Below are 19,597 nucleotides of genomic sequence, written 5' to 3'. Positions count from 1 at the left end.
TAATGGGGCCAGCTGGGAAGCCGGCCCAACCCAACTCAGAACATGGTGTTCTTGTTTGCCGCCTCTTTCGGAACGGCCTGGATCACGTCCCAGTGCTCGACGATCTTGCCGTCCTTGACGCGGAAAATATCGACGATCGCCTGGCCGAGATCGCCTGCGCCGTTCGTCGCGTGCACATGCAGCCAGACCAGATCGCCATCGGCGGCGCTGCGGACGATCTCGGCCCGCGACTGGACATTGTCCTTGAAGAAGCCGGTGAAGAAGGAAATCAAAGGCTTCTTCCCATCGGGAACTTGAGGATTGTGCTGCCGGTAGTCGTCGGCGACGACCGAGGCAGCCGCGATATCGTGCTTGTTGAAGAACCGGTCGTAGAACTCCACAACCAGCTTCCGGTTGGCTTCCTCGATCTTCAAATCCCGCGAGGCCGATTCAGCAAAAGCGCCGGCCGGCGCGACGACGCCCGCCAAAATGACGAGTGCGAAAAGCGATTTCCCGAATTTCATGCATCAAGCTCCTTGGTATGGATTCGCGATCTAGTCTAGAAAGCAGACTATGAGAGTTGGTCTATGAAACCTCGACATGCCGAGCAAGAAGGCACGTTTTAGTGGCGAGGTCAGCCGACGATGACCGAGGACGGAGCATGCCCAAGGAAACGGACGAGCCGAAACAACAGCCCGGGGCGGGATGCCCGATCAGAGGCGTGCTCGATCGTATTGGCGATCAATGGAGCCTGCTCACCCTCGAGGCACTGGAAGACGGAGAGAAACGCTTCAACGAGCTGATGCGCGAGATCGGGGACATCTCGAAACAGATGCTCTCCAAGACGTTGAGGCATCTGGAGCAGGACGGCTTCATCAGGCGCACCGTCTATCCGCAGGTCCCGCCTCGCGTGGAATATGAACTGACGGAGCTGGGGCGATCCTTCCTCATCCCCATGAAAACCCTGATCGGATGGGCCGAGCAGAACCACCCGGCAATCATTAGCGCGCGGCAACGACACGAAAACTCCTAGTGACCGCATTCGTCAGGCCAGCAGAACCTTGCCGCCCGTTCGGAAGGGGAGAGCGGACCGCAGGGCTTGCCGGACATTTTCCAAAGGGAATACCTCTCGTATCTCGGTCTCGATGACCTTCGAAACGATCTGCGCCGCGACCTCCAAATAGGCCTGTTGGACATCGCCCATGGCTTGCGAATGAACCCATTCCCGGAGGTGAAAATAGGAAAAGGCGATATCGGGATGGGACGCCCAGAATGAATTCGGGATGCTCTGCCCCGAGAGCAGACCGTAATGCACGAAACGTCCGCCCGGCCGCAGTGCGCCGGCGAGGGTCGCGGCACGCGCTCCTCCGACGCAGTCGAGCACTGCATCGAGCCCATGCAGGCCGGCGAACCCGGCGACCAGATCACTTTCGCTTTCCTCCCTATCGATGATGACAGCCTCGACCCGGCCGCGCAGGCGCTCAAGTGATCCTTCGCTCCGGACGATGGCCACCGGCTCCACGCCTGCGGCGTTGGCGAGACCGATCAATGTTGCTCCGATCGAAGAGGCGGCGGCATTGATAGCGATGCGCATGCCCGGCCTCAGCCCGATCTTGGCATGCAGCATCAACCAGGCCGTCATCGGATTGACGTAGCTCGTCGCAGCCTCGAAGTCGGTGAGCTCGTCCGGCACACGAAGGCACCAGCCGGGGTCGGTATCCTTGAATTCCTGCCACCCGCCCGCGCTGCGCACCGGCAGCACGCGTGCCCCGGGGGAAAGCCCATGAACCTCTTCACCGCATTGTTCGACCACTCCGAACGCTTCGAAGCCGGGAATGAAGGGCAATGTCGTGCGTCCGCTATAGGCTCCTGATATGGTTATGATATCGGACGGGTTGATCGCCCGCGCCAGCAGACGCACCCTCACCTGGTCGCGCCGCAGCGGCGGCAGCGCAGCCTGCTCGAGTTCGACGACATCCTGAGCCGGGCCGAATTTTCGCACGACTGCCTGATATTGCATTGCATCCCCCACACACTGCGGTTAGATCACCCCGTCGAATTTTCGGTGATCGAATGAGCGTTGACGACAGGCCTTTAGCATCGTTCCGGGTCTCGATGCGAGACATCGACATCTATGGTCATGTCCACAACTCCCGTTATCTCGACTATTGCGAGGATGCGGTCGTCGAGTTCCTGCGGCAACGGCAGATTCTCAGCCATTTCCGTCACACCTCCTCCGGCGTCGCCTATCACGTGAAGAAGGCGGAGATCACCTTTCACAGCCCAATCGACCTTGACGATGTTGTCGACGCAAAGGTGGATGTGGAGAAAATCGGGCGCACGAGCCTGTCCTTTGCCATAGAACTCTTTCGCCAGCGCGATGGCGCCCATTGCGCATCGGCGCATTTCGTCTGGGTCTGCGTCGGCGTCTCCGACAGCCGCCCGACGCCGATTCCGGAAGCGACCAGAGTCGCTCTGTCTCCAGGCTGACAGCCGATCATTCAAACCCGCGGGTGTCCATGCCGATCCATGCGCAGCTTCTTCGACATGCAACGGAGACACCGGACAAGCCGGCGCTGGTGATCGACGGGCACTCGCTCAGCTATGGCGAGCTCTATGTGCGCGCCAAGGCAATCTATCGGTTTGTCCAAGATCTCCCTCGCTTGAACCGCCGCCCGCTCGATCTGCCCGGTGTGGAGAAGCTTGCCGCTCTCAGCCTTGGCAACCATATCGGCTTTGCCGAGTATTTTGCGGCGGCCACCGCTTTCCCAAATGCCTGCGCGGTCATCGACCCGGTGATGCCGGCCGAAAGGATCGAACGCATAATCGAGCGGCTGGCGCCTGATGTTCTGATCGTCGACGACAATGCCGGGCCGAGCGCCGAAATTGCCCGGAGATTCGGCATTCCCGTTGTGGCTGCCGGGGCGGAGGCCTTCGACCTTGCCTCGACGGAAGGTGAAGCCGAGCTGCCGCTCGATGCCGACAAGATCTTTCTGATCGGCTTCACGTCAGGGACCACCGCCGAGCCGAAGGCCTATTATCGCTCGCGCGAACAATGGCGCCGGAGCCTCGATCGCGGACGCCTTGTTTTCGAGCTCGAAGACGCGCCGTCGACAATGTGCCCGGGAGCCCTCGCGCATGGCCTGGCGCTTTATGCATTGGTCGAAGCTTTGGATGCCGGGGGGACCTTTCATTCGGTCCGGAAATGGGATCCGGGCATGGTCGCACGCACGCTCTCCTCCTGGCAAGTCGAACGGCTGGTTGCCGTGCCCACCCATATAGCCGGCATTGCAAGGGCCTGGGCAGGCGAACCCGCTCTGACCTCTCTGCGCGATGTCCTGACCGCCGGCGCAAAGCTTGACAAGAACGGGGTCGAGTCCATGCGCCGACTGTTTCCGAATGCCCGTATCCGGGAATATTACGGTGCCTCCGAGCTCGGTTTCATGACGGTCTCGACCCTTGTCGGCAGCGAGATCGATTTTCCGATCGACCGGGTGGGACGAACCTATCCCGGCGTGGAAATCTCCATTCGCGATCCCGATGAAAAGGGTGTCGGGACCGATGTGGCGGGAACTATATTCGTCGACAGCGACCTGATCGCGGATGGATATCTCTGGGGCGACGACGGTCAGGCCTTCCGGGTTACAGAAGCCGGAGCGACGGTCGGGGATCTCGGCGAACTCGATGCCAATGGCATGCTGCGGGTGATCGGCAGGGCGGGCGGCATGATGATATCAGGCGGCAACAACGTTTATCCGGCCGAAGTCGAGAGCGCGCTCAAGGCCTGCCCCGGCATAGAGGATGCCGTTGTCTTCGGGCTGCCGGACGCCTATTTCGGTCAGCGGATCGTCGCCGTCGTCTCGGGAGAGACGATGGACCCGAAAATCCTGGCCGATCATTGCGCGCAGATGCTCGGGAAGTACAAGATCCCCAAGCAATTCTACCATATAAGGTCCTGGCCGATGACGAGCAGCGGGAAGATCTCGAGGGGGCAAGTGGAGCGGGCCGTGGTTTCTGGAGACGATCTTGTCCTACGCCTTTCAGCCTGACGAGGATTGGCAGCCAGTCGTGGTTGCCGCCTACCGGTCCCCGATCGGCCGGGCTTTCGGGTCGCTTGCGACTGTCGCGGCGGAAGACCTGCTTGCGCCGATCATTCATCGGATCCTTTCCGAAACAGGAATTGCACCCGACACGATAGACGACGTTCTGGTGGGCAACGCAGCAGGCGGCGGCGGAAACATCGCGCGGCTGGCAGCGCTTACCGCAGGTCTGCCCATGGCGGTTCCGGGTGTTTCGATCGATCGGCAATGCGGCTCGGGCCTGGAAGCGATCATCACGGCAGCCCGGCTGATCCAGGCGAAAGCCGGTTCGTGCTTTCTGGCCGGCGGCGTGGAGAGCGTCAGCACCGCGCCATGGCGCGTTGAAAGACCAAAGGCGAATGGGATGCCGCCGCGATTTTACGGGCGCGCCCGGTTTTCGCCTGAAACGATTGGCGATCCAGAAATGGGAATTGCCGCCGAAAATGTCGCGCGTCAATTCGGTATATCGCGCCAGAGACAGGATGAATTCGCCCTGCGCAGCCACCGGCTCGCCGTGCAGGCGGCCGAGGCGGGCATCTTTCGACCCGAGATCGTTGAAATTCCCACCAGCCATGGTCAGATCGAACGGGACGAATGCCCACGCGCTTCCACATCCCTCCCGGCGCTCGCAAACCTCCGGCCGGTCTTCCTGGCCGATGGTTCGGTGACAGCAGGCAATGCCTGCCCGCTGAACGACGGCGCCTGCCTGGTGCTGGTCATGAGCCGTGCAATGGCGAGAAGCATGGGCATTGAAAAGGGCCTTGCCTTCATCGACAGCGCCGCTGCCGGTGTGGATCCCAATCTGCTCGGCATCGGGCCGGTCGCCTCGACCAGGAAGCTGCTGCAGCGTCAGCCCGGGCTCTCGCTCTTGGACATCAATGCCATCGAATTTAACGAGGCCTTCGCGGCCCAGGTTCTGGCATCGCTGGATCAGCTCGAGATCCCACCCGACGCGATCAACAGGAACGGCGGAGCAATTGCCTTGGGCCATCCGTTCGGCGCCTCCGGCGCAATCCTCGTTACCCGACTATACAGCCAGTTGATCCGCGACACCGGGGGAAGTTGGGCGCCCGGTGCGACCGCCCTGGCGATGATCGGTATCGGCGGAGGCATCGGACTGACTACCATGTTCGAGGCAACCCAGCTTTCTTGATCCGCCGAAGGCGCAGACAGTCAGGCGGCGGCGCGTTTGTGATCTGCCGGATGCTGAAGCCGAAAGCCGATCGCCAGCCTGTTCCAGGCGTTGATCATCGCAACACCGATCGAAAGGGCCACGAGCTCGTCATCCGCGAAGTTGGCGTGCGCCTCTTCATAAACATCATCCGGCGCATGGCTTTTCGCGATCTGAGTGAGAGCCTCGGCCCAGGCGAGTGCGGCCCGCTCCCGAGTGGTGAAAAGCTGCGACTCCCGCCACGCGTTCAGAAGCAGCAGCCGGTCATCCGTTTCGCCGAGCTTCAGCGCGTCCTGGCGGTGCATGTGCAGGCAGTGAGCGCATCCGTTCATCTGGGAAACGCGCACTTTGACGAGTTCGAGCAACTTCGGATCGAAGCTTTTGGCAATCCAGCCTTCAACGGCCACGAGGCCGTCGATGCCGTTGTTCTTATGGGCCATGAAGTTCAGACGCTTGATCATTCTTATCTCCATCGTGAGAGCATTGATGACGCAAGCCTCGGCTTGCAGGCCAGTGAATACGCCTTGCCTTGCGGGTCGACCATCTGCCCCAACGGTTTATCAGGCCGATGCCTGTTGACGTGATGTTCCGCCATTTCGGCCAGCTGGCCTACTGCGTTCGCATAGGGTGACAGCGACCGAGGAAGAATAGTTTGGGACCGCGATCCGGCGCATCCTACTGCCCATCGGTTACCGGCCGCACCGGCGACGGTCCCGATGAAGTCGCTTCGCTCATTGGGGACGCGGTGGGCATGCCGAGCAGTTGCCTGCTCACCTTCAAGTCACCAGAGGACATCCTCGTAAAGGACAAGGAGACTAAACATGAAAATCGTCGTTATCGGCGGCACTGGCCTCATCGGCTCCAAGACCGTGGAAAGATTGCGCGACAAGGGGCACGAGGTATTGGCGGCTTCGCCGAACTCGGGTGTGGACACGATCACCGGCAAGGGCCTAGCGGAAGCTCTCGCTGGAGCACAGGTGGTTCTCGATCTCGCAAACTCGCCCTCGTTCGAGGACAAGGCCGTCCTGGAATTCTTCCAGACGTCCGGCCGCAATCTGCTCAAGGCAGGGGCTGCCGCCGGCGTCAAGCATCACATCGCGCTGTCGATCGTCGGTATGGAACGGCTGCAGGGCAGCGGCTACATGCGCGCCAAGATGGCCCAGGAGGAGCTGATCAAGAGCTCCGGGATACCCTACACCATCGTGCACTCCACCCAGTTCCATGAATTCATGGCTGGCATCGCCCAGTCGGGTACCGTCGGCCAGAGCGTGCATCTGTCGCCGGCCTATGTGCAGCCGATCGCCTCGGACGACGTCGCCGACGTCATGGCCGAGGTGGCGCTCAGCACGCCTGTGAACGGCACGATCGAGATCGGCGGGCCGGAGAAAGTCCGCCTCACCGAAATCGTGACGAGTCTCTTCAAGGCGACGAATGATCCGCGGCAAGTGATGGCGGATCCGCATGCCCGCTACTTCGGCGTGGAGCTCGAGGACAATTCGCTCGTGACCGGCGCCAAGGCGCGGCTTGGCCAGATCCGCTTCGACGACTGGCTGAGCCGACAGCCGCCCCAGAAGAAGAGCGCCTGACACCGGGCGCCAGGCGACCCTTTCCCATCAACTGAGGAGACCAGACATGCTCAAAAAAATGATCTCGGCAGCAGCGCTTGCGATTGTCCTTGCCGCCGGCACTCAGGCTTATGCCGCAGGCGGCGACGCGAAGGTTCGCGTCGTTTTCGACCAGAAGCTTCCCAATGTTCCCGGCAAGAGCATGCGGGCCGTGCTCGTCGAATATGCACCGGGCGGCTCGTCGCCCGGCCATACGCACCCGGCCTCGGCCTTCATCTACGCCACCGTTCTCGAAGGGGCGATCACCAGCAAGGTCAATGACGGGCCGGAGAAGGTCTATAAAGCAGGCGAAAGCTTTCCCGAATTTCCGGGCGATCATCACGCCGTCAGCAAGAACGCCAGCAAGACAAAGCCGGCGCGACTGCTTGCGGTCTTCGTGCTGAACACCGACGAGACGGAACTGACGACCGACGACAAGTGACGTGACCCACGATGCCCGGCGCCCCGCCGGGCATCGATTTCTCCCGCCCCATCAGGCGCCCTGCAGCGCCAGTTCCAGATCCGCCACCAGATCATCCGGATGTTCGATGCCGATCGACAGCCGGATCGTCGATTCCAGAACGCCGATCCGCTCCCGGATATCGGCGGGCACGCCGGAATGCGTCATCGTTGCCGGGTGGCTTGCGAGCGATTCCGTGCCCCCGAGGCTGACCGCGAGCTTGAATATCTGCAGCGCGTTCAGGAATTTAAACGAGGCGGGCTGACCGCCGCGGATGTCGAAAGAGAAGGTGGAGCCCGCGCCGGTGCATTGCGCGATGAAGGTCCGGCCGGCCGGCGATTCCGGATCGTGGTAGGGCAGGTAGTGAACCTTCTCGACCTTCGGGTGATCACGCAGAAAGTCGGCAACGGCCCGCGCATTGCTGTTGGCCCGCTCCATGCGAAGCTGCAGCGTTTCCAGCGAACGGCCGAGCATCCAGCAGGAATGTGGATCGAGCTGCGTGCCGATCGCGCCGCGCAGGGCCTTGATCTGCTTGATCACCGCCTTGCGACCAAGAACGGCGCCGGCGATCAGATCCGAATGTCCACCGACATATTTGGTCAGCGAATAGAGCGAGATATCGGCGCCGTGCTCGATCGGCCGCTGGAAGACCGGTCCGAGTAGGGTGTTGTCGCAGACAATGATCGGCATATGGCCCTGTCTTGCACCAATCATGTCGGCCACGCGTCGGATCATCGCGACATCGACCAGACTGTTGGTCGGATTGGCAGGCGTCTCGATCAGGATGACGGAGACGCGGCCCTTGGCCATCGCCTCTTCCGCCGCCTTTTGCACCGATCCTTCGCTGACGCCGTCGGCAAATCCAATGGCGGCGACGCTGAAGTTCAGAAAAGTCTTGGCCAGCAATGTTTCGGTTCCCCCGTAGAGCGGCTGCGAATGCAGGATCGCATCCCCCGGCCGGACGAAGGCGAGCAGAGTAGTGGCGATCGCCGCCATGCCGGATGAAAACAGCACGCCGCTTTCCGTCCGTTCGAAGACGGCAAGCCTGTCCTCGACGATCTCGCTGTTGGGATGGTTGAAGCGTGAGTAGACGAGGCCGGCCCCCTTCCCCTCAGGCGGCTCGCGGCGGCCCGACACATAATCGAAGAAGTCCCGGCCATCCTCGGCGGTATTGAAAACGAAGGTGGAGGTGAGAAACACCGGTGGCTTGACCGCCCCTTCCGAAAGTTCGGGATCGTAGCCGTAATTCAGCATCTGCGTCTCGGGATGCAGCGCATGATTGCCGATATGAGTTTTGGAAGGATGCGGGGCGGTCATCATCGTCTCCTGTGTCGGGACTGCAGAAACGGCAGAATACATCAAAACCATATGAGAGGAGCAATCATCGCGGTCAGCTCACAGTCTTGCCCAGAGTGTCCGCGACATAGGCCCCGCGCGATCCCATCGGCAGCGGCGCTCCCGTCGTCGTGTCCTTCGCGGTCTGATGCTCCAGTTCGGCGTTCAGCTCCCCTCCGACGATGAGAATGACGACGGAAAGCCAGATCCAGATGAGGAAGCCGATCAGTGCGCCGAGCGTTCCGTATGTCGCGTTGTAATTGGCGAAATGATCCAGATAGTAGGAGAAGCCGAGGGACATGGCGGTCCAGGCGACCGTGGTCAGAGCCGCGCCCCACGTCATCCACCGGAGCTTGGCAGGCTCCCTGCTGGGGCCGAAGCGATAGACTGATGTAACGGCCGCCGCGACGACCAGCAGGAGCAGCGGCCATCGCATGAGAAGGGCCATGTGCTCCTTGAATTGATCGAGCCAGAGATAGGAGAGGACAATAGGCATGATCCCGACGAGCGCCACCATGACAACTGTCAAAAGCATCGCGCACAAGGTGAAGCAGAGGCCGATCAGGTTCAATCGGACAAGCCCCCGCTTCTCTTCCTCCTCATAGGCGACGTTCATCGCGTCGAAGATCGCCAGCGTACCGCTATGCGTGCTCCAGAGGGCAATGCCGAGGCCGACGAAGAAGGTGATGCCGAGCGTAGCGTCGCGCCGATCGACGAGTTCCTTGATCTGATTGGCAAGAAGATCGAACGCTCCTGATGGCATGAGGCCAGCCAATTCGCGAAGATGTTCGGATATGGTGGTCGGATCTGCAACCAGCCCGTAGAGAGAGACCAAAGCCGCCATGGCTGGAAACAGCGCCAGCAGCAGATAGAAGGTCACGCCCGCGGCAATCAGCGTGACCCGGTCGGCGAGGACCTCGTGGAAGACGCGCCAGAACACGTCGCGAAGGCCGCTGAACGGGATAGCCTCGGGCGTGCTGGCGCTGCGGCCATGATCGTCAGCTGCGCGGCGGGTATCCGCAGACGGGGCGACCGACCTCCGCTCAGTTGCCTGCATCAAGACAAATGCGCCAATCGCTGCGGCCATCACTGTCGCCGCAATGGGGAATCTCCTGAAGTGAAGCACATCTGGCATGAGGATGTTCTCCGATCTGGTGCGGAGATAACGCAGGGTGCCGCTAAAGGATGCAAGCCGTTGCTTTCCTGCGGACATTAAAGGTGAGCCGAGGTCAATCCGGTTCCCCCGGTCGGGTCAGGCAGTAGCGATTGGGAACGATTGAGGCCTCGTCAAGCCGCGCCGCCACTGCGCGCTCAGTATCGCTAAAGCCGCTAAAGCGCTAAAGGTAACTGGAGCAGATCTGGTGGCAGAAGGGATTCCTGTTTTTTGTGAATCATGATTCACTTCCTTTATGACGAAGCGCCGCCTCCCCATGGCCGAGCATGCCGACACGCTGTCGCTGAAGGCGCTGCGGGAGTTGGTGACTGGTCTGGTGGAGCGGGCTGATCGGGCAGAAATCCGGATCGAGAAGCTTGAGGCTGACAACCGAAAGCTTCGTGAAGACAACGACCTGCTCAGGGTAGAGAACACGCGGCTGAAGGTCGACAACCAGCTTCTGCGCGACGAGATTGCGCGGCTCAAAAACCTGCCGCCACGCCCACCCTTCAGGCCGTCGGGTATGGACCAGGCAACGAGTGACAAAACGGTTGCCGGCAGCCGAAAGCCTGCGCGGCGTCGCGGGCCGAAAGGCGACAAGAGCAGCGTCACGCGCGAAGAGGTGCTGCCTGCCAACGCACCACCCGGATCGCGCTTCAAGGGCTACAAGGATTGCGTGGTGCGGGATCTGGTTGTGCGGGCCGAAGTGGTGCGCTATCGCCGCGAATGCTGGGTGGCTCCGGATGGACGCACGATCGTCGCGCCGCTGCCTGCGGGGATAAAGGGCGGCTACGGCGCCAGTCTGCGTCGCTTCTGCCTGATGCTTCATAGCCATGGGCAGGTGACGACGCAGCGATTGACGACCTTGCTGAACGATGTCGGTATCGAAATTACAGCGTCATCGCTAGCGATGATCGCGACCAAACGCCAGGTCATCCGGTTTTTGACAGAGCGGCTGGATGGCTTTCATGCCGAGGATGCTGCCGTGCTGCATGCGGGCCTGATCTCGGCTCCCTTTGTCACGGTTGACGACACTGGCGCCCGTCATGCCAACCGCAATTTCCACACGACACAAATCGGCGGCGAACATTTCACTGCCTTCCGCACGGCGCCGTCGAAGTCGCGGCTGAACTTTCTGGCCCTGCTGCGCGGCAACTATCAGGACTATGTTCTCAACGATGCCGCCTTCACCTTTCTGGAAGACCGTCAGGTCGACCCCGCCCTTCTGGCGCGGTTGAAGACACGCCAACCGCGGCGGTTTGCCAATCAGGTTCCGTTTCTCGAGTATCTGGCCGCCAATGGTATCGACATCTTCGACAAAGAAATAATCCGCCCGTTTGCCGAGGCCGGCATCTGGGGCGCCATCCGCCATCATGGTCTGGTCGGCAATGCGGTGATTGTCTCCGACGATGCCGGACAGTTCCGCGTCGGCACCCATGCGCTGTGCTGGGTCCACGCCGAACGGTTGCTGCACAAACTGATGCCGGCGACACCCGGCCAAGTACGGCATGTCGAAACCCTGCGGGATCTCATCTGGCGCTTTTACAAGGCCCTGAAAGCCTATCAGCGAAGACCTGATCCGCGTGCAGCCCGGAGCCTTCAGGCCCGGTTCGATCGGATTTTCTCGCTGCGCACCGGTTATGGCGACCTCGACAAACTGCTGTTTCGACTGAGACGCCGCAAGGCAGAACTGCTGCGGGTTCTCGAGCGGCCTGAAACCCCGCTCCATACCAATGCGTCGGAAAGAGATCTGCGCGGATTTGTCATCAAGCGAAAGATTTCCGGCGGCACGGTCAGTCGCAACGGTCGCCAAGCGCGTGACAGCATGCTCGGCCTGATGAAGACCTGCCAAAAGCTCGGCCTGTCGTTCTGGCACTATCTCGGCGATCGGCTGGGGATCAGTGACGAAGATCATGCTGTTGCACCCCTCGCCTCCCTGGTTGCAGCTCGCGCCTGAACGCTCTCGGCCCTTCGAGCACCCTGCTCGGCGTCAGACATGCTGATTGTGTCGGCATGGCCACCAAATCAGCCCCGCTTACCGCTAAAGCAAGGAATACTAAGTGGTTTAAAAAATCACAAACCATTGATATTACTGAGATCGCCTCCTGCTACGGAAGCGAATCTGGACTTTAGTTTCGTTACTGCGTTGCTGGGTGTCTTTTTCGCAGGTCTACCGATAGAGCGGCTTGGCGGCCGCGAGGCGGCATATTGGCGCGCAGCTCGCATCGGGAGCGCGACTTGGACCTGAATTCCGCCTGCTGCCGTCCGATGCCGGAGACCGGCACCTGCAGTCGATGCGCTGTGCAGCAAGCCAACAAAACAATAGCGTCGGTGGCAACGGCCTGCAATAGCCGTTTGCGTTATCAACGGCAAATGCCGGGTTCGCCCTGCGAGCTTTTGCTCGGCGCCATGGCCAAGCGTCGTTGAGACCGAGACACTGCCCTGCCCCCGGACGCGATCTCGATGGCCATGGTGGTCGCTTGATAGCGTCTCGGCAATCGACAGTACGAGCATCACGATCGACCAAGTCGCAACGCGAAAGCAACTGCGCGGCAAGGCGGTGGTGACATGATGCGCGCTGCTCCGGACGTCGGCAAGCTCGCAGCTTGGCGTTATGTGCCATCGGCGGCCCCTCCCCCGGCCGTCACTGGAGCCGCTGCTTCAGCAGTTCATTGCTGGGCATCTCCAGCACCCCTTTCGAAGGCGCAGGATCATCTCCCGGAATATCGGCCGGGACTAACTAACGCAGGTCGTCCACCTTGCCTGAGAGCGAGGGGCTGCGCGTCATCAAATAACGTGCATCAATGACGGGCGCCGCCCCATCTGACATGGCGGCGAGGCCGTGGCGCCATGGGTGCATATCCCAGAACAGAACTGACCGGAGGCTACCGTTTCCACATATGCTCGGCTCGCTGCCGCAATCAGATCGGCGATAGCCGCCGCTGGGTCAGGTGCGCTTACGGACGGCCGATCTATATCTGTGGGCACCCCGTTCGCAATGGGCTGATGCACCCGAAGGATTCGGTCGTGAACCGCCGATCCTGCAGGATCGAAGGACGGCCCCTCCCCTTCCGCAAGATCCTTCGGCTCGGTCGCATGAAGAACCGAATGCGGATGACGGCAAGGCAGCCGCGTTGCCATCTGACTGCAGCACAGAAGCCGGCTCCATGGCGTTTGGGCAGCCGACTTCGTGCGCTATTTCAGGCGAATCCGTAAACCCCAATTGCAGGCCGAATGTCGTCTCACCGTGCCGTTGTCCGCGGACAACCGGATGATCAACGTGATAGCCGCCAGGTTGTTTTCACCCAAGCCGACCTCCGCAGCAATTGGCTACCGCGGCCGGGAAAATAACGCTGATATCGCCCCGCCGATGCCTGCCATGGACTTGCGGCATTACGGCGGCCCCGATGGCTCTGCCTGGTGTTGTAGAACAGCGGGTTCATGCGCGTTGCCGAATAGGCTTGGGCGTATTCGGCTCCAAGGGTTCCGAAGGGCTCCGTCGGGTCTGCCGACAGATCCGCGATGCCAAGAACCTGCTCCCCGTTTAGGGGGAGCGGAGCGCCGTCCATTCGAGGAGGGACTGCGGGCTGACGGCGCTGCGGCGTCGCTCACCGAAAGGGATCCGCGGCAAGGATGGCATGGCGCCGAGGCGGCGTCATCCCTCCTATTCTTGCGCCTCCTTGATGAGGCAATCGAGGCCGCCCGCCGCCCGGCTGAGATTGCTTGGCTGGCGGCTACGCTTCAGTCTTAACCCCGGGCAGATCTGGCAAGCGCGGCGCCGGACGGCCCCGTCCTTCGAGGTCTCTGGGGGGCTCTGGATGAGGCTGGGGAGAGGCGGCGCGTGATGGCGGCGAACCCAACCGCCTGTCAGTTTGCGGTGCATCGATCGGCTCGTCCGTCCAGTTATGCCGATTGGTCCTTCTTCCCGGGGTCTGTAGGCTAGAGGCCGATGCCTGTGATCATGCAGCGGATGGCTGAAAGCCGACGGCAGCATCCGCATGTGCTGTGGCGGATGGTTGGATGTTTTCGCCGCCATTGGTCATCGGCGCCAGATCGGCCAGAGTGGCGATTGCCTTGTTCGGTATCTGGGCCAATTCGGCCTCAGTCAGGTGGAGGCAAGCGAGGCCACGCCCTTAGGCGGGGAGGGATTGGGCAAGGCAGCTCCAGGGCGGATCGTCGTCGATCATTGAAGCAATCTCCATTCGTGCGCGCGGTTCTTGCTGCCCTATGCCCTCACCAATCATCTCCTGGTGGGGTAGATCGGCCCGCTGAAAGCTGTTGAACTTCCTTCACCATGATTGCCGCCCGGCAAGTTGTCCGCGGACAACCCCTCGCCTAGCCCTGATCGCGTGCGGGTGAAGGCCCGTCGTCTGCGACATCCTGCAACCGCCAGGCTTGAATTTGCCGCATTGCGGCATTACCTCGTGATGGACCGAAGCACTTCCCCTCCTAGCCGCTCCGGTCCGACGGGCAGCGCTTCTCCTCCCAGGCTGTCGGTCACTATCGAAGCCCGGCGCATCTCTCCCGCGCCGGGCTTTTGTCATTGTGGCAACCCGCGGCCGAACAGGCTACGCACCTCATTCACTCGTCTCGATCCGACCTCGCGAGACGTGTCGAGATCAGGGAGGCTTGAGCCGGCGATTGGTTGTCTGCGCCGTCGATTTGTGCCGCGACCGCCGCATCGCCTCCAGCAGGAGAGCCGCGCATACTTGTCTCGTGAGATCGCTGGCGAGCAAGCCATGCGCCGAGAGCGCCACTGACAGACGATGGCGCGGCCGCCGCCGCTTGCTGATCTCAGCCGCCGGTCTGTCGGCGCCTTCCAGGAGGAGGTGCCGAATGCCCTAGTCAGTCGCGCCGGCCTATCAGAGCCGATCAACTCAGCTGTTGCTGCGCCATATCTGACCTGCGCCGGCCGCTGCATTTCAACGCGCCGTCTGCGGCCAATCTCATCTTGATCTCAGTCGGTATGCCGTGGCTCCGATCCTTGGCGCGCGCTGAATCCGAGAGATGATGGATGTCGATTAACACGGCAGGCTCTCCGCACCGGGCAGGGAAGGGTGCCGGTGACGAGCCTGGGCTAAGCTTCGAGATAGCCAGATCCGAGGTCGGCGCTCAGTGTGTTGTCGTCCACGCCTTGCGCCGGATGTCTGAGGGTTGCGACGTCATCGTCGGTCAGAAGTGCGGCTAGCTGATCGCGCCGGTCGAAGGAGGGATGGTGTCGAGAACGTCAAGCTCTTCGGTGCCGCGGCGTGCTACGTCACTCCCGTTCCCCGCAGAGATGGGCGATCGGTGTTGCCGAGCCGGCGCGGATGGCTCAGACGTCGTCATAGCAGAGCGCCCATTGGTCGCCGATATACCAGCAGCGCCCTATCCGCGGCTCTGTCTTCCAGAGCAGGCTTTTGACGAACTCGATGCCGCCGCGCTTGAAGGCGGCGGTCAGCGCCTCGATCTCGTTATCGTCGATTGTCAATCCGCCGTTGGCGCAGACGAAATAGGCTGTGCTGATCCAGCGCGCCGCAAATCCACCCTCGCCGCGCTCGATACGAAGTGCAGCACCATGGGACGCATGACGGCCGCCTTTCGGCGGTCGGTCTTGGCGTGGTACGCCGAGTGGTAGCACCAGACGCCCTCCAGGTCGCAGCCCTTCGATCCAAGGTGCCGCCGGCCGCGCGACGGCGAAATTCACATAGATCCCATCCACCTCTTGCTGCGGCCATTGACTGCCGTCGGCGTTAACGACGCTGACATTGGCCCGATCAGCAAGCGCTGCTTGAGCGTGGGCAGCCAGATCGGGATCCATCTCGACGGCGTAGACATGACCGGAAGTGCCGACTAACTCTGCGAGAACGGCGCTGTAATAACCGGTGCCGGCGCCGATATGCGCGATGCGGTCGCCGATCTGTATGTCCAGCTCTGCCAGGAGTCGGGCATGCAGGGAGGGACTGCCATTGTTGACGCCCTTGTCGGACTGCAAGGCGAATAGCACGTCCTGATAGGCCAGAACCAAGTCGGAGGAGGGGAGGGGGCGATACCCGCCGCCCAGGTTGGCGATCTGCCATGGCGGCGCACCGAGGAATTTTTCACGCGGGACGGTGGCAAAGGCAGCTTCGATCCGTGGGTTCGTCGTTGCGGCGGTTGCCACCACCTGATGGGCGTAAGCGCGGCGGATCACCGCCAGTTCGTCGGCCGTGAACATCGCAGTCGGCATGGGCAAATCTCCGGGCATGGCTTTGACCTGTTCCTTTTTTACGTCTTTGTGGCTCCAAATCCATCTCTATCCCGATGCTTGACCCCTATGGATAGTGGATAGTCTTCTCGAAGAGGGAACTCATGACGGAAGCTAATTGCTGATTTGCTTCCATTACAGGAAAGTATGTTGTTTCTTCATGAGGTTAATATTCCCCAGGCTGCAAAATTTAACTTCGTCGCCGCACATCAAAGTGTGGCCTGCAAAGAGGCAGCACCGGCCTGTCGGTCCCCGACAGCGGGTGACGCTGAGCAAGGCTGAACCGGTCCGGCCCTTGGATGCCAGGCACTCCCACAGCGCCATCGACATGTTTCAGGCGTCGGGTATCGTGTGGTGCCTGGCGTCCACTCTGAAACGCTTCTTGATCCTGTCGACGGGTGTTCCGTCCTGAAGCGGAACCTGGACGAGCCGATCATAGGTCTCGAATCCCATCTTCGCGTAATAGCCAAGACCGCTGACGTTGTCGGCGCGAATGTTGGCATTGATGAATTCGAGCCCGAGCTCTTCCGCTGCCGCTCGGGTTGCGGGGAAGAGAGCGCTGCCGACGCCTGGGGTTCTTGGGTTCATGCGAGCAAAGGTCGCGATGTCGGCGAAGCCTTTCGGCGGATCGCCGTATAAGCTCAGCGACTGAAAACCGACGAGCGACTGCTCGTGCTCTGCAACATGGCAGGTAAGAGGAAACTCGCCATCGATGAACCAGTCCGCGAACTCGGCAGCCGAAAGCGGCGTCTCGAGTGCGGTTGTTCCGCCGGCCCGGATGATTTCGTTCAGGAGACAGCTCAGCTCCTCCGCGTCAGCAGAGACTGCCCTTCGAATGCGCATGTCCTGGCTACCTCGTCTTCGACCAACAGCCTATTGGCGAGATTAGAGAGTACAAGGCACTATTTGGTCTGCAAGGGCAAATTCCGGCTCCGCGTTCGACGAACCTGCTGACGCGCCTTATTCAGGCGCTCAAACGCTGCTGTGTCTCTCGGTCGAAGAAATGAACCTTGGCGGTTTCGAAAGAGAGCTTCACCCGCTGCTCCGGAACCAGGTCGACACGTTCGCGAACGACCCATGTCAGTTCCCTGCCTTCGAGCTCCACGGCGACATGGGTTTCCGATCCTGTCGGTTCGACTACCTTGACGACCGCATCCACGCCGTTCTCACCGCCGAAGCTGATGTCTTCGGGACGAATACCCAGCGTCAGCGGTCTGTTGGCGGAATTGGCCGGAGCCCGCGAGAGGGGCACGCGGGAACCGCCCGGCAGCGACATTAGAGGCGTCCCGGTACCGTCAATGGTCCCCTCGAGAAAGTTCATCGCGGGGGAACCGAGGAAACCTGCGACAAAGATGTTGCGTGGTCGATCGTAGAGTTCGAGCGGACTGCCGATCTGTTCGACGCGACCGCCGTGGAGCACGACGATCTTGTCAGCCATGGTCATGGCTTCGATCTGGTCATGGGTGACATAAACGATCGTGGTCTTCAGGCGCTGGTGCAGAGCCTTGATCTCCGCCCTCATCTTCACGCGCAGTTTCGCATCCAGATTGGAGAGTGGCTCGTCGAAGAGAAAGACTTTCGGATCTCGCACGATGGCGCGGCCCATCGCGACGCGCTGTCGCTGTCCGCCCGACAGCTGAGCCGGCTTTCGATCGAGAAGCGGCTGCAATCCGAGAATTGCGGCCGCCTCACCGACCTTCTGTTCGATTTCCGGTCGCTTGACTCCGGCGAGCTCGAGCGCAAATCCCATGTTCTGGGAGACCGTCATCTGCGGGTACAACGCATAGTTCTGGAAGACCATCGCGATATCGCGATCCTTCGGCTGCAGATTGTTTACGACCCGGCCGTCGATGCTGATCTGGCCGGCGGTGATATCCTCGAGCCCCGCAATCATGCGCAGCAATGTCGACTTGCCGCAGCCGGAGGGGCCGACGAGAATGGTAAATTCACCATCGGCGATCTCGACGTCGACACCATGAATGATGTCGACCGTGCCGAAGGATTTCTTGACGTTTCTGATGCTCAAGCCAGACATTTCGTACCCCTTGCCATCTTCTAGCGCTTCCTGCGCACGCGCAGAGCCTGGTATGGCTTGCGCGGGATCTTGACGCCGAAGGCAGCGTCCGGCTTGCCGCCGCGCACGACCGAGCCATGGCGCGTCGGATGCGGAACGGGCGCCTCCACCTTCTCGACCGGCGTGATCGTCATCTCCCACGTGTCGATGAGATCGACATCATAATCGTCGCCGTCGACGGGCAGGCCCGTGGACCAGATCACCGGCTGATGCTCGCCGAAATAGATCAGGCGAAAATCGCCGTCGCCGTCGCGGGCGCCCGACACGCGGGACCAGGGCCATTCGCCGATGATGCCGAGCGGCTCGAGGCCGTGCCTGACATCGGCTTCCAGGATGTCTCGGAGGAAGGCGATGCGCTTCCACGCTTCGCCGCGCAATTCCCCGCCCTTGGCCCACCAGATCAGATCCTCCGGATGGGAATAGGTTTCGCCATGACCGGCATAGCCGCCACGCGCCATGGTGATCCAGAAGCGATGCACGAGCTCCTGCGCGTTGAGATTGCCCCATGACTGCAGGATGTCGCCCTCATATTCCGGCTCGTCGTTGACGACAGGCTTGCCGTAGGCATCGCGCCATTCCTGCGTCCGCTTGACGTCAGGGTTCTGAATGCAGGTGTGCGTCACCCATGGCTTGCGATGGTCGAAATTCGCCGTCACGTCGCCATTATGGATGGAGCGCAGGTGCTGGTAAGGGTCGTTCTCTTCCAGGATGTGGAAGTAGCGATCCCACTGCTCCATCGGCTTCGTATCGATGAGGAAATCATATTCATTGGCAAGTGACCACCAGACGTTCCGGTAGGCGGCGAGACGAGCGGCCAGATATTCGACATAGCGAAAATCCTGTTCGGCCGACATGTCGGCATAGCCCCATCGGTCATAGGGGTGGAAGATGATGATATCGGCTTCGATCCCCAGCTGGCAGAGTCCTGCGACCTGCTTCTCGAAGTGCTGGAACGAGGCGGGGTTCGGGCGGTCGAAGTCTTCCTTCCCGTCCGCTCCGCGTTCGAAGCAGGCGTGCAGCGGCTCGTTGACGTTATAGGGATAATCCTTCGGAAACACGCCCATCCGCATCTTGTTGAAGCGGGCCTTCTTGAGGGTTTCGAGGGTCTGCTTCTGCATGTCGAGCGGCTGGTGCGTCCAGGCGTAGCAGGTCGTTCCGAAGGACAGGAACGGGGTGCCGTCCGCATAGGCGAAGTGGAATTTGTTGCGCACGCGCACCGGGCCGTGATTGCCGGCCGAAGGCTCGGTCGCGGTCAATGCGCCGGTCTTGCCGTCGAGTGCAGCAGTCTTGGAACGGGTCAGAAACGACCACTCGCCTTCGATGTCCGGCATGAAGCGGATACGGTAGGTGCCGTTGCCGTCATAGAAGCCCGGCACGCGGACTTCGCGGCTCTTATGGGTGAACACGGCATCGAATGCCACGTCGAGATAGGGATTGCCGCCGGAGGGTCCATCAAAGGAGGCCTCGAACACACCCCATTTTTCGACTGCTGCATCAGACATAGAATATTCTCCTC

At 61.2% G+C, this 19,597-nt stretch carries 17 protein-coding genes; 7 read left to right on the top strand and 10 right to left on the bottom strand.

The annotated features are described in order from the left end of the window. Positions 1-35 precede the first annotated feature (35 nt). Positions 36-503 carry a nuclear transport factor 2 family protein gene (locus U5G49_RS27140; protein ID WP_193444940.1) on the bottom strand — a complete coding sequence of 156 codons (468 nt, stop codon included), beginning with the start codon at positions 501-503 and terminating at the stop codon, positions 36-38. Positions 504-640: 137 nt separating this feature from the next. Between U5G49_RS27140 and U5G49_RS27135 the strand changes: the two genes are divergently transcribed. Continuing rightward, positions 641-1,012, top strand: coding sequence for a winged helix-turn-helix transcriptional regulator (locus tag U5G49_RS27135; RefSeq protein ID WP_193444941.1), 372 nt, complete (start codon positions 641-643; stop codon positions 1,010-1,012). Positions 1,013-1,024: 12 nt separating this feature from the next. On the opposite strand, the gene U5G49_RS27130 is transcribed toward U5G49_RS27135, so the two are convergent. Further along, positions 1,025-1,999 carry a zinc-dependent alcohol dehydrogenase family protein gene (locus U5G49_RS27130; RefSeq protein WP_193444942.1) on the bottom strand — a complete coding sequence of 325 codons (975 nt, stop codon included), beginning with the start codon at positions 1,997-1,999 and terminating at the stop codon, positions 1,025-1,027. A gap of 53 nt (positions 2,000-2,052) precedes the next feature. Between U5G49_RS27130 and U5G49_RS27125 the strand changes: the two genes are divergently transcribed. Genes U5G49_RS27125 through U5G49_RS27115 form a run of 3 tightly spaced genes read left to right on the top strand, consistent with a single transcriptional unit; the run spans position 2,053 to position 5,211 of the window. Beyond that, positions 2,053-2,469, top strand: coding sequence for an acyl-CoA thioesterase (locus U5G49_RS27125; RefSeq protein WP_193444943.1), 417 nt, complete (start codon positions 2,053-2,055; stop codon positions 2,467-2,469). Between the two features lie 29 nt (positions 2,470-2,498). Further along, positions 2,499-4,028, top strand: coding sequence for an AMP-binding protein (locus U5G49_RS27120; RefSeq protein WP_193444944.1), 1,530 nt, complete (start codon positions 2,499-2,501; stop codon positions 4,026-4,028). Further along, positions 4,006-5,211 carry a thiolase family protein gene (locus U5G49_RS27115; RefSeq protein WP_193444945.1) on the top strand — a complete coding sequence of 402 codons (1,206 nt, stop codon included), beginning with the start codon at positions 4,006-4,008 and terminating at the stop codon, positions 5,209-5,211. Before U5G49_RS27120 ends, U5G49_RS27115 begins: the two co-directional genes overlap by 23 nt. 20 nt (positions 5,212-5,231) lie before the next feature. On the opposite strand, the gene U5G49_RS27110 is transcribed toward U5G49_RS27115, so the two are convergent. Further along, positions 5,232-5,690 (bottom strand): carboxymuconolactone decarboxylase family protein, encoded by a 459-nt coding sequence (locus U5G49_RS27110; protein ID WP_193444946.1) that lies wholly within the window; start codon positions 5,688-5,690, stop codon positions 5,232-5,234. A gap of 360 nt (positions 5,691-6,050) precedes the next feature. Here U5G49_RS27110 and U5G49_RS27105 point away from each other — a divergent pair, with 360 nt between their 5' ends. Continuing rightward, the gene (locus U5G49_RS27105; protein ID WP_193444947.1) at positions 6,051-6,815 is read left to right on the top strand and encodes an SDR family oxidoreductase; all 765 of its coding nucleotides are present in this window, start codon (positions 6,051-6,053) and stop codon (positions 6,813-6,815) included. A gap of 46 nt (positions 6,816-6,861) precedes the next feature. Continuing rightward, complete coding sequence (locus U5G49_RS27100) at positions 6,862-7,275, top strand: cupin domain-containing protein (protein ID WP_018245469.1); 414 nt, start codon at positions 6,862-6,864, stop codon at positions 7,273-7,275. Positions 7,276-7,326: 51 nt separating this feature from the next. Here the strand turns inward: U5G49_RS27100 and U5G49_RS27095 are convergent, their stop codons facing one another. Further along, the gene (locus U5G49_RS27095) at positions 7,327-8,610 is read right to left on the bottom strand and encodes a cystathionine gamma-synthase family protein (protein WP_193444951.1); all 1,284 of its coding nucleotides are present in this window, start codon (positions 8,608-8,610) and stop codon (positions 7,327-7,329) included. A gap of 73 nt (positions 8,611-8,683) precedes the next feature. Then, entirely contained in the window at positions 8,684-9,763 is a 1,080-nt protein-coding gene (locus U5G49_RS27090) for a YihY/virulence factor BrkB family protein (protein WP_193444948.1), read from the bottom strand. Between the two features lie 274 nt (positions 9,764-10,037). Between U5G49_RS27090 and U5G49_RS27085 the strand changes: the two genes are divergently transcribed. After that, a complete protein-coding gene (locus tag U5G49_RS27085; RefSeq protein WP_322790953.1) occupies positions 10,038-11,738 on the top strand; it encodes an IS66 family transposase in 1,701 nt (566 codons plus the stop codon). A gap of 2,002 nt (positions 11,739-13,740) precedes the next feature. Here U5G49_RS27085 and U5G49_RS27080 read toward each other — a convergent pair. The 5 genes from U5G49_RS27080 to U5G49_RS27060 form a co-directional block, all read right to left on the bottom strand. Beyond that, positions 13,741-13,875 carry a hypothetical protein gene (locus U5G49_RS27080; RefSeq protein ID WP_281365577.1) on the bottom strand — a complete coding sequence of 45 codons (135 nt, stop codon included), beginning with the start codon at positions 13,873-13,875 and terminating at the stop codon, positions 13,741-13,743. A gap of 1,220 nt (positions 13,876-15,095) precedes the next feature. Then, positions 15,096-16,007 carry a protein-L-isoaspartate O-methyltransferase family protein gene (locus tag U5G49_RS27075; protein WP_193445270.1) on the bottom strand — a complete coding sequence of 304 codons (912 nt, stop codon included), beginning with the start codon at positions 16,005-16,007 and terminating at the stop codon, positions 15,096-15,098. Between the two features lie 333 nt (positions 16,008-16,340). Further along, positions 16,341-16,850, bottom strand: a complete 510-nt coding sequence (locus U5G49_RS27070; protein ID WP_193445269.1) for a GNAT family N-acetyltransferase — start codon at positions 16,848-16,850, stop codon at positions 16,341-16,343. A 121-nt stretch (positions 16,851-16,971) separates the two neighbouring features. Beyond that, entirely contained in the window at positions 16,972-18,042 is a 1,071-nt protein-coding gene (locus U5G49_RS27065) for an ABC transporter ATP-binding protein (RefSeq protein ID WP_193445268.1), read from the bottom strand. A gap of 20 nt (positions 18,043-18,062) precedes the next feature. Then, the gene (locus U5G49_RS27060) at positions 18,063-19,583 is read right to left on the bottom strand and encodes a DUF5060 domain-containing protein (protein ID WP_193445267.1); all 1,521 of its coding nucleotides are present in this window, start codon (positions 19,581-19,583) and stop codon (positions 18,063-18,065) included. Positions 19,584-19,597 lie beyond the last annotated feature (14 nt).

The organism is Rhizobium indigoferae (genome assembly GCF_034554815.1).
Taxonomy (GTDB): Bacteria; Pseudomonadota; Alphaproteobacteria; order Rhizobiales; family Rhizobiaceae; genus Rhizobium; species Rhizobium leguminosarum.
Note: the sequence above shows the minus strand (reverse complement) of the source record. Positions and strands in the feature narration are given on the sequence as shown.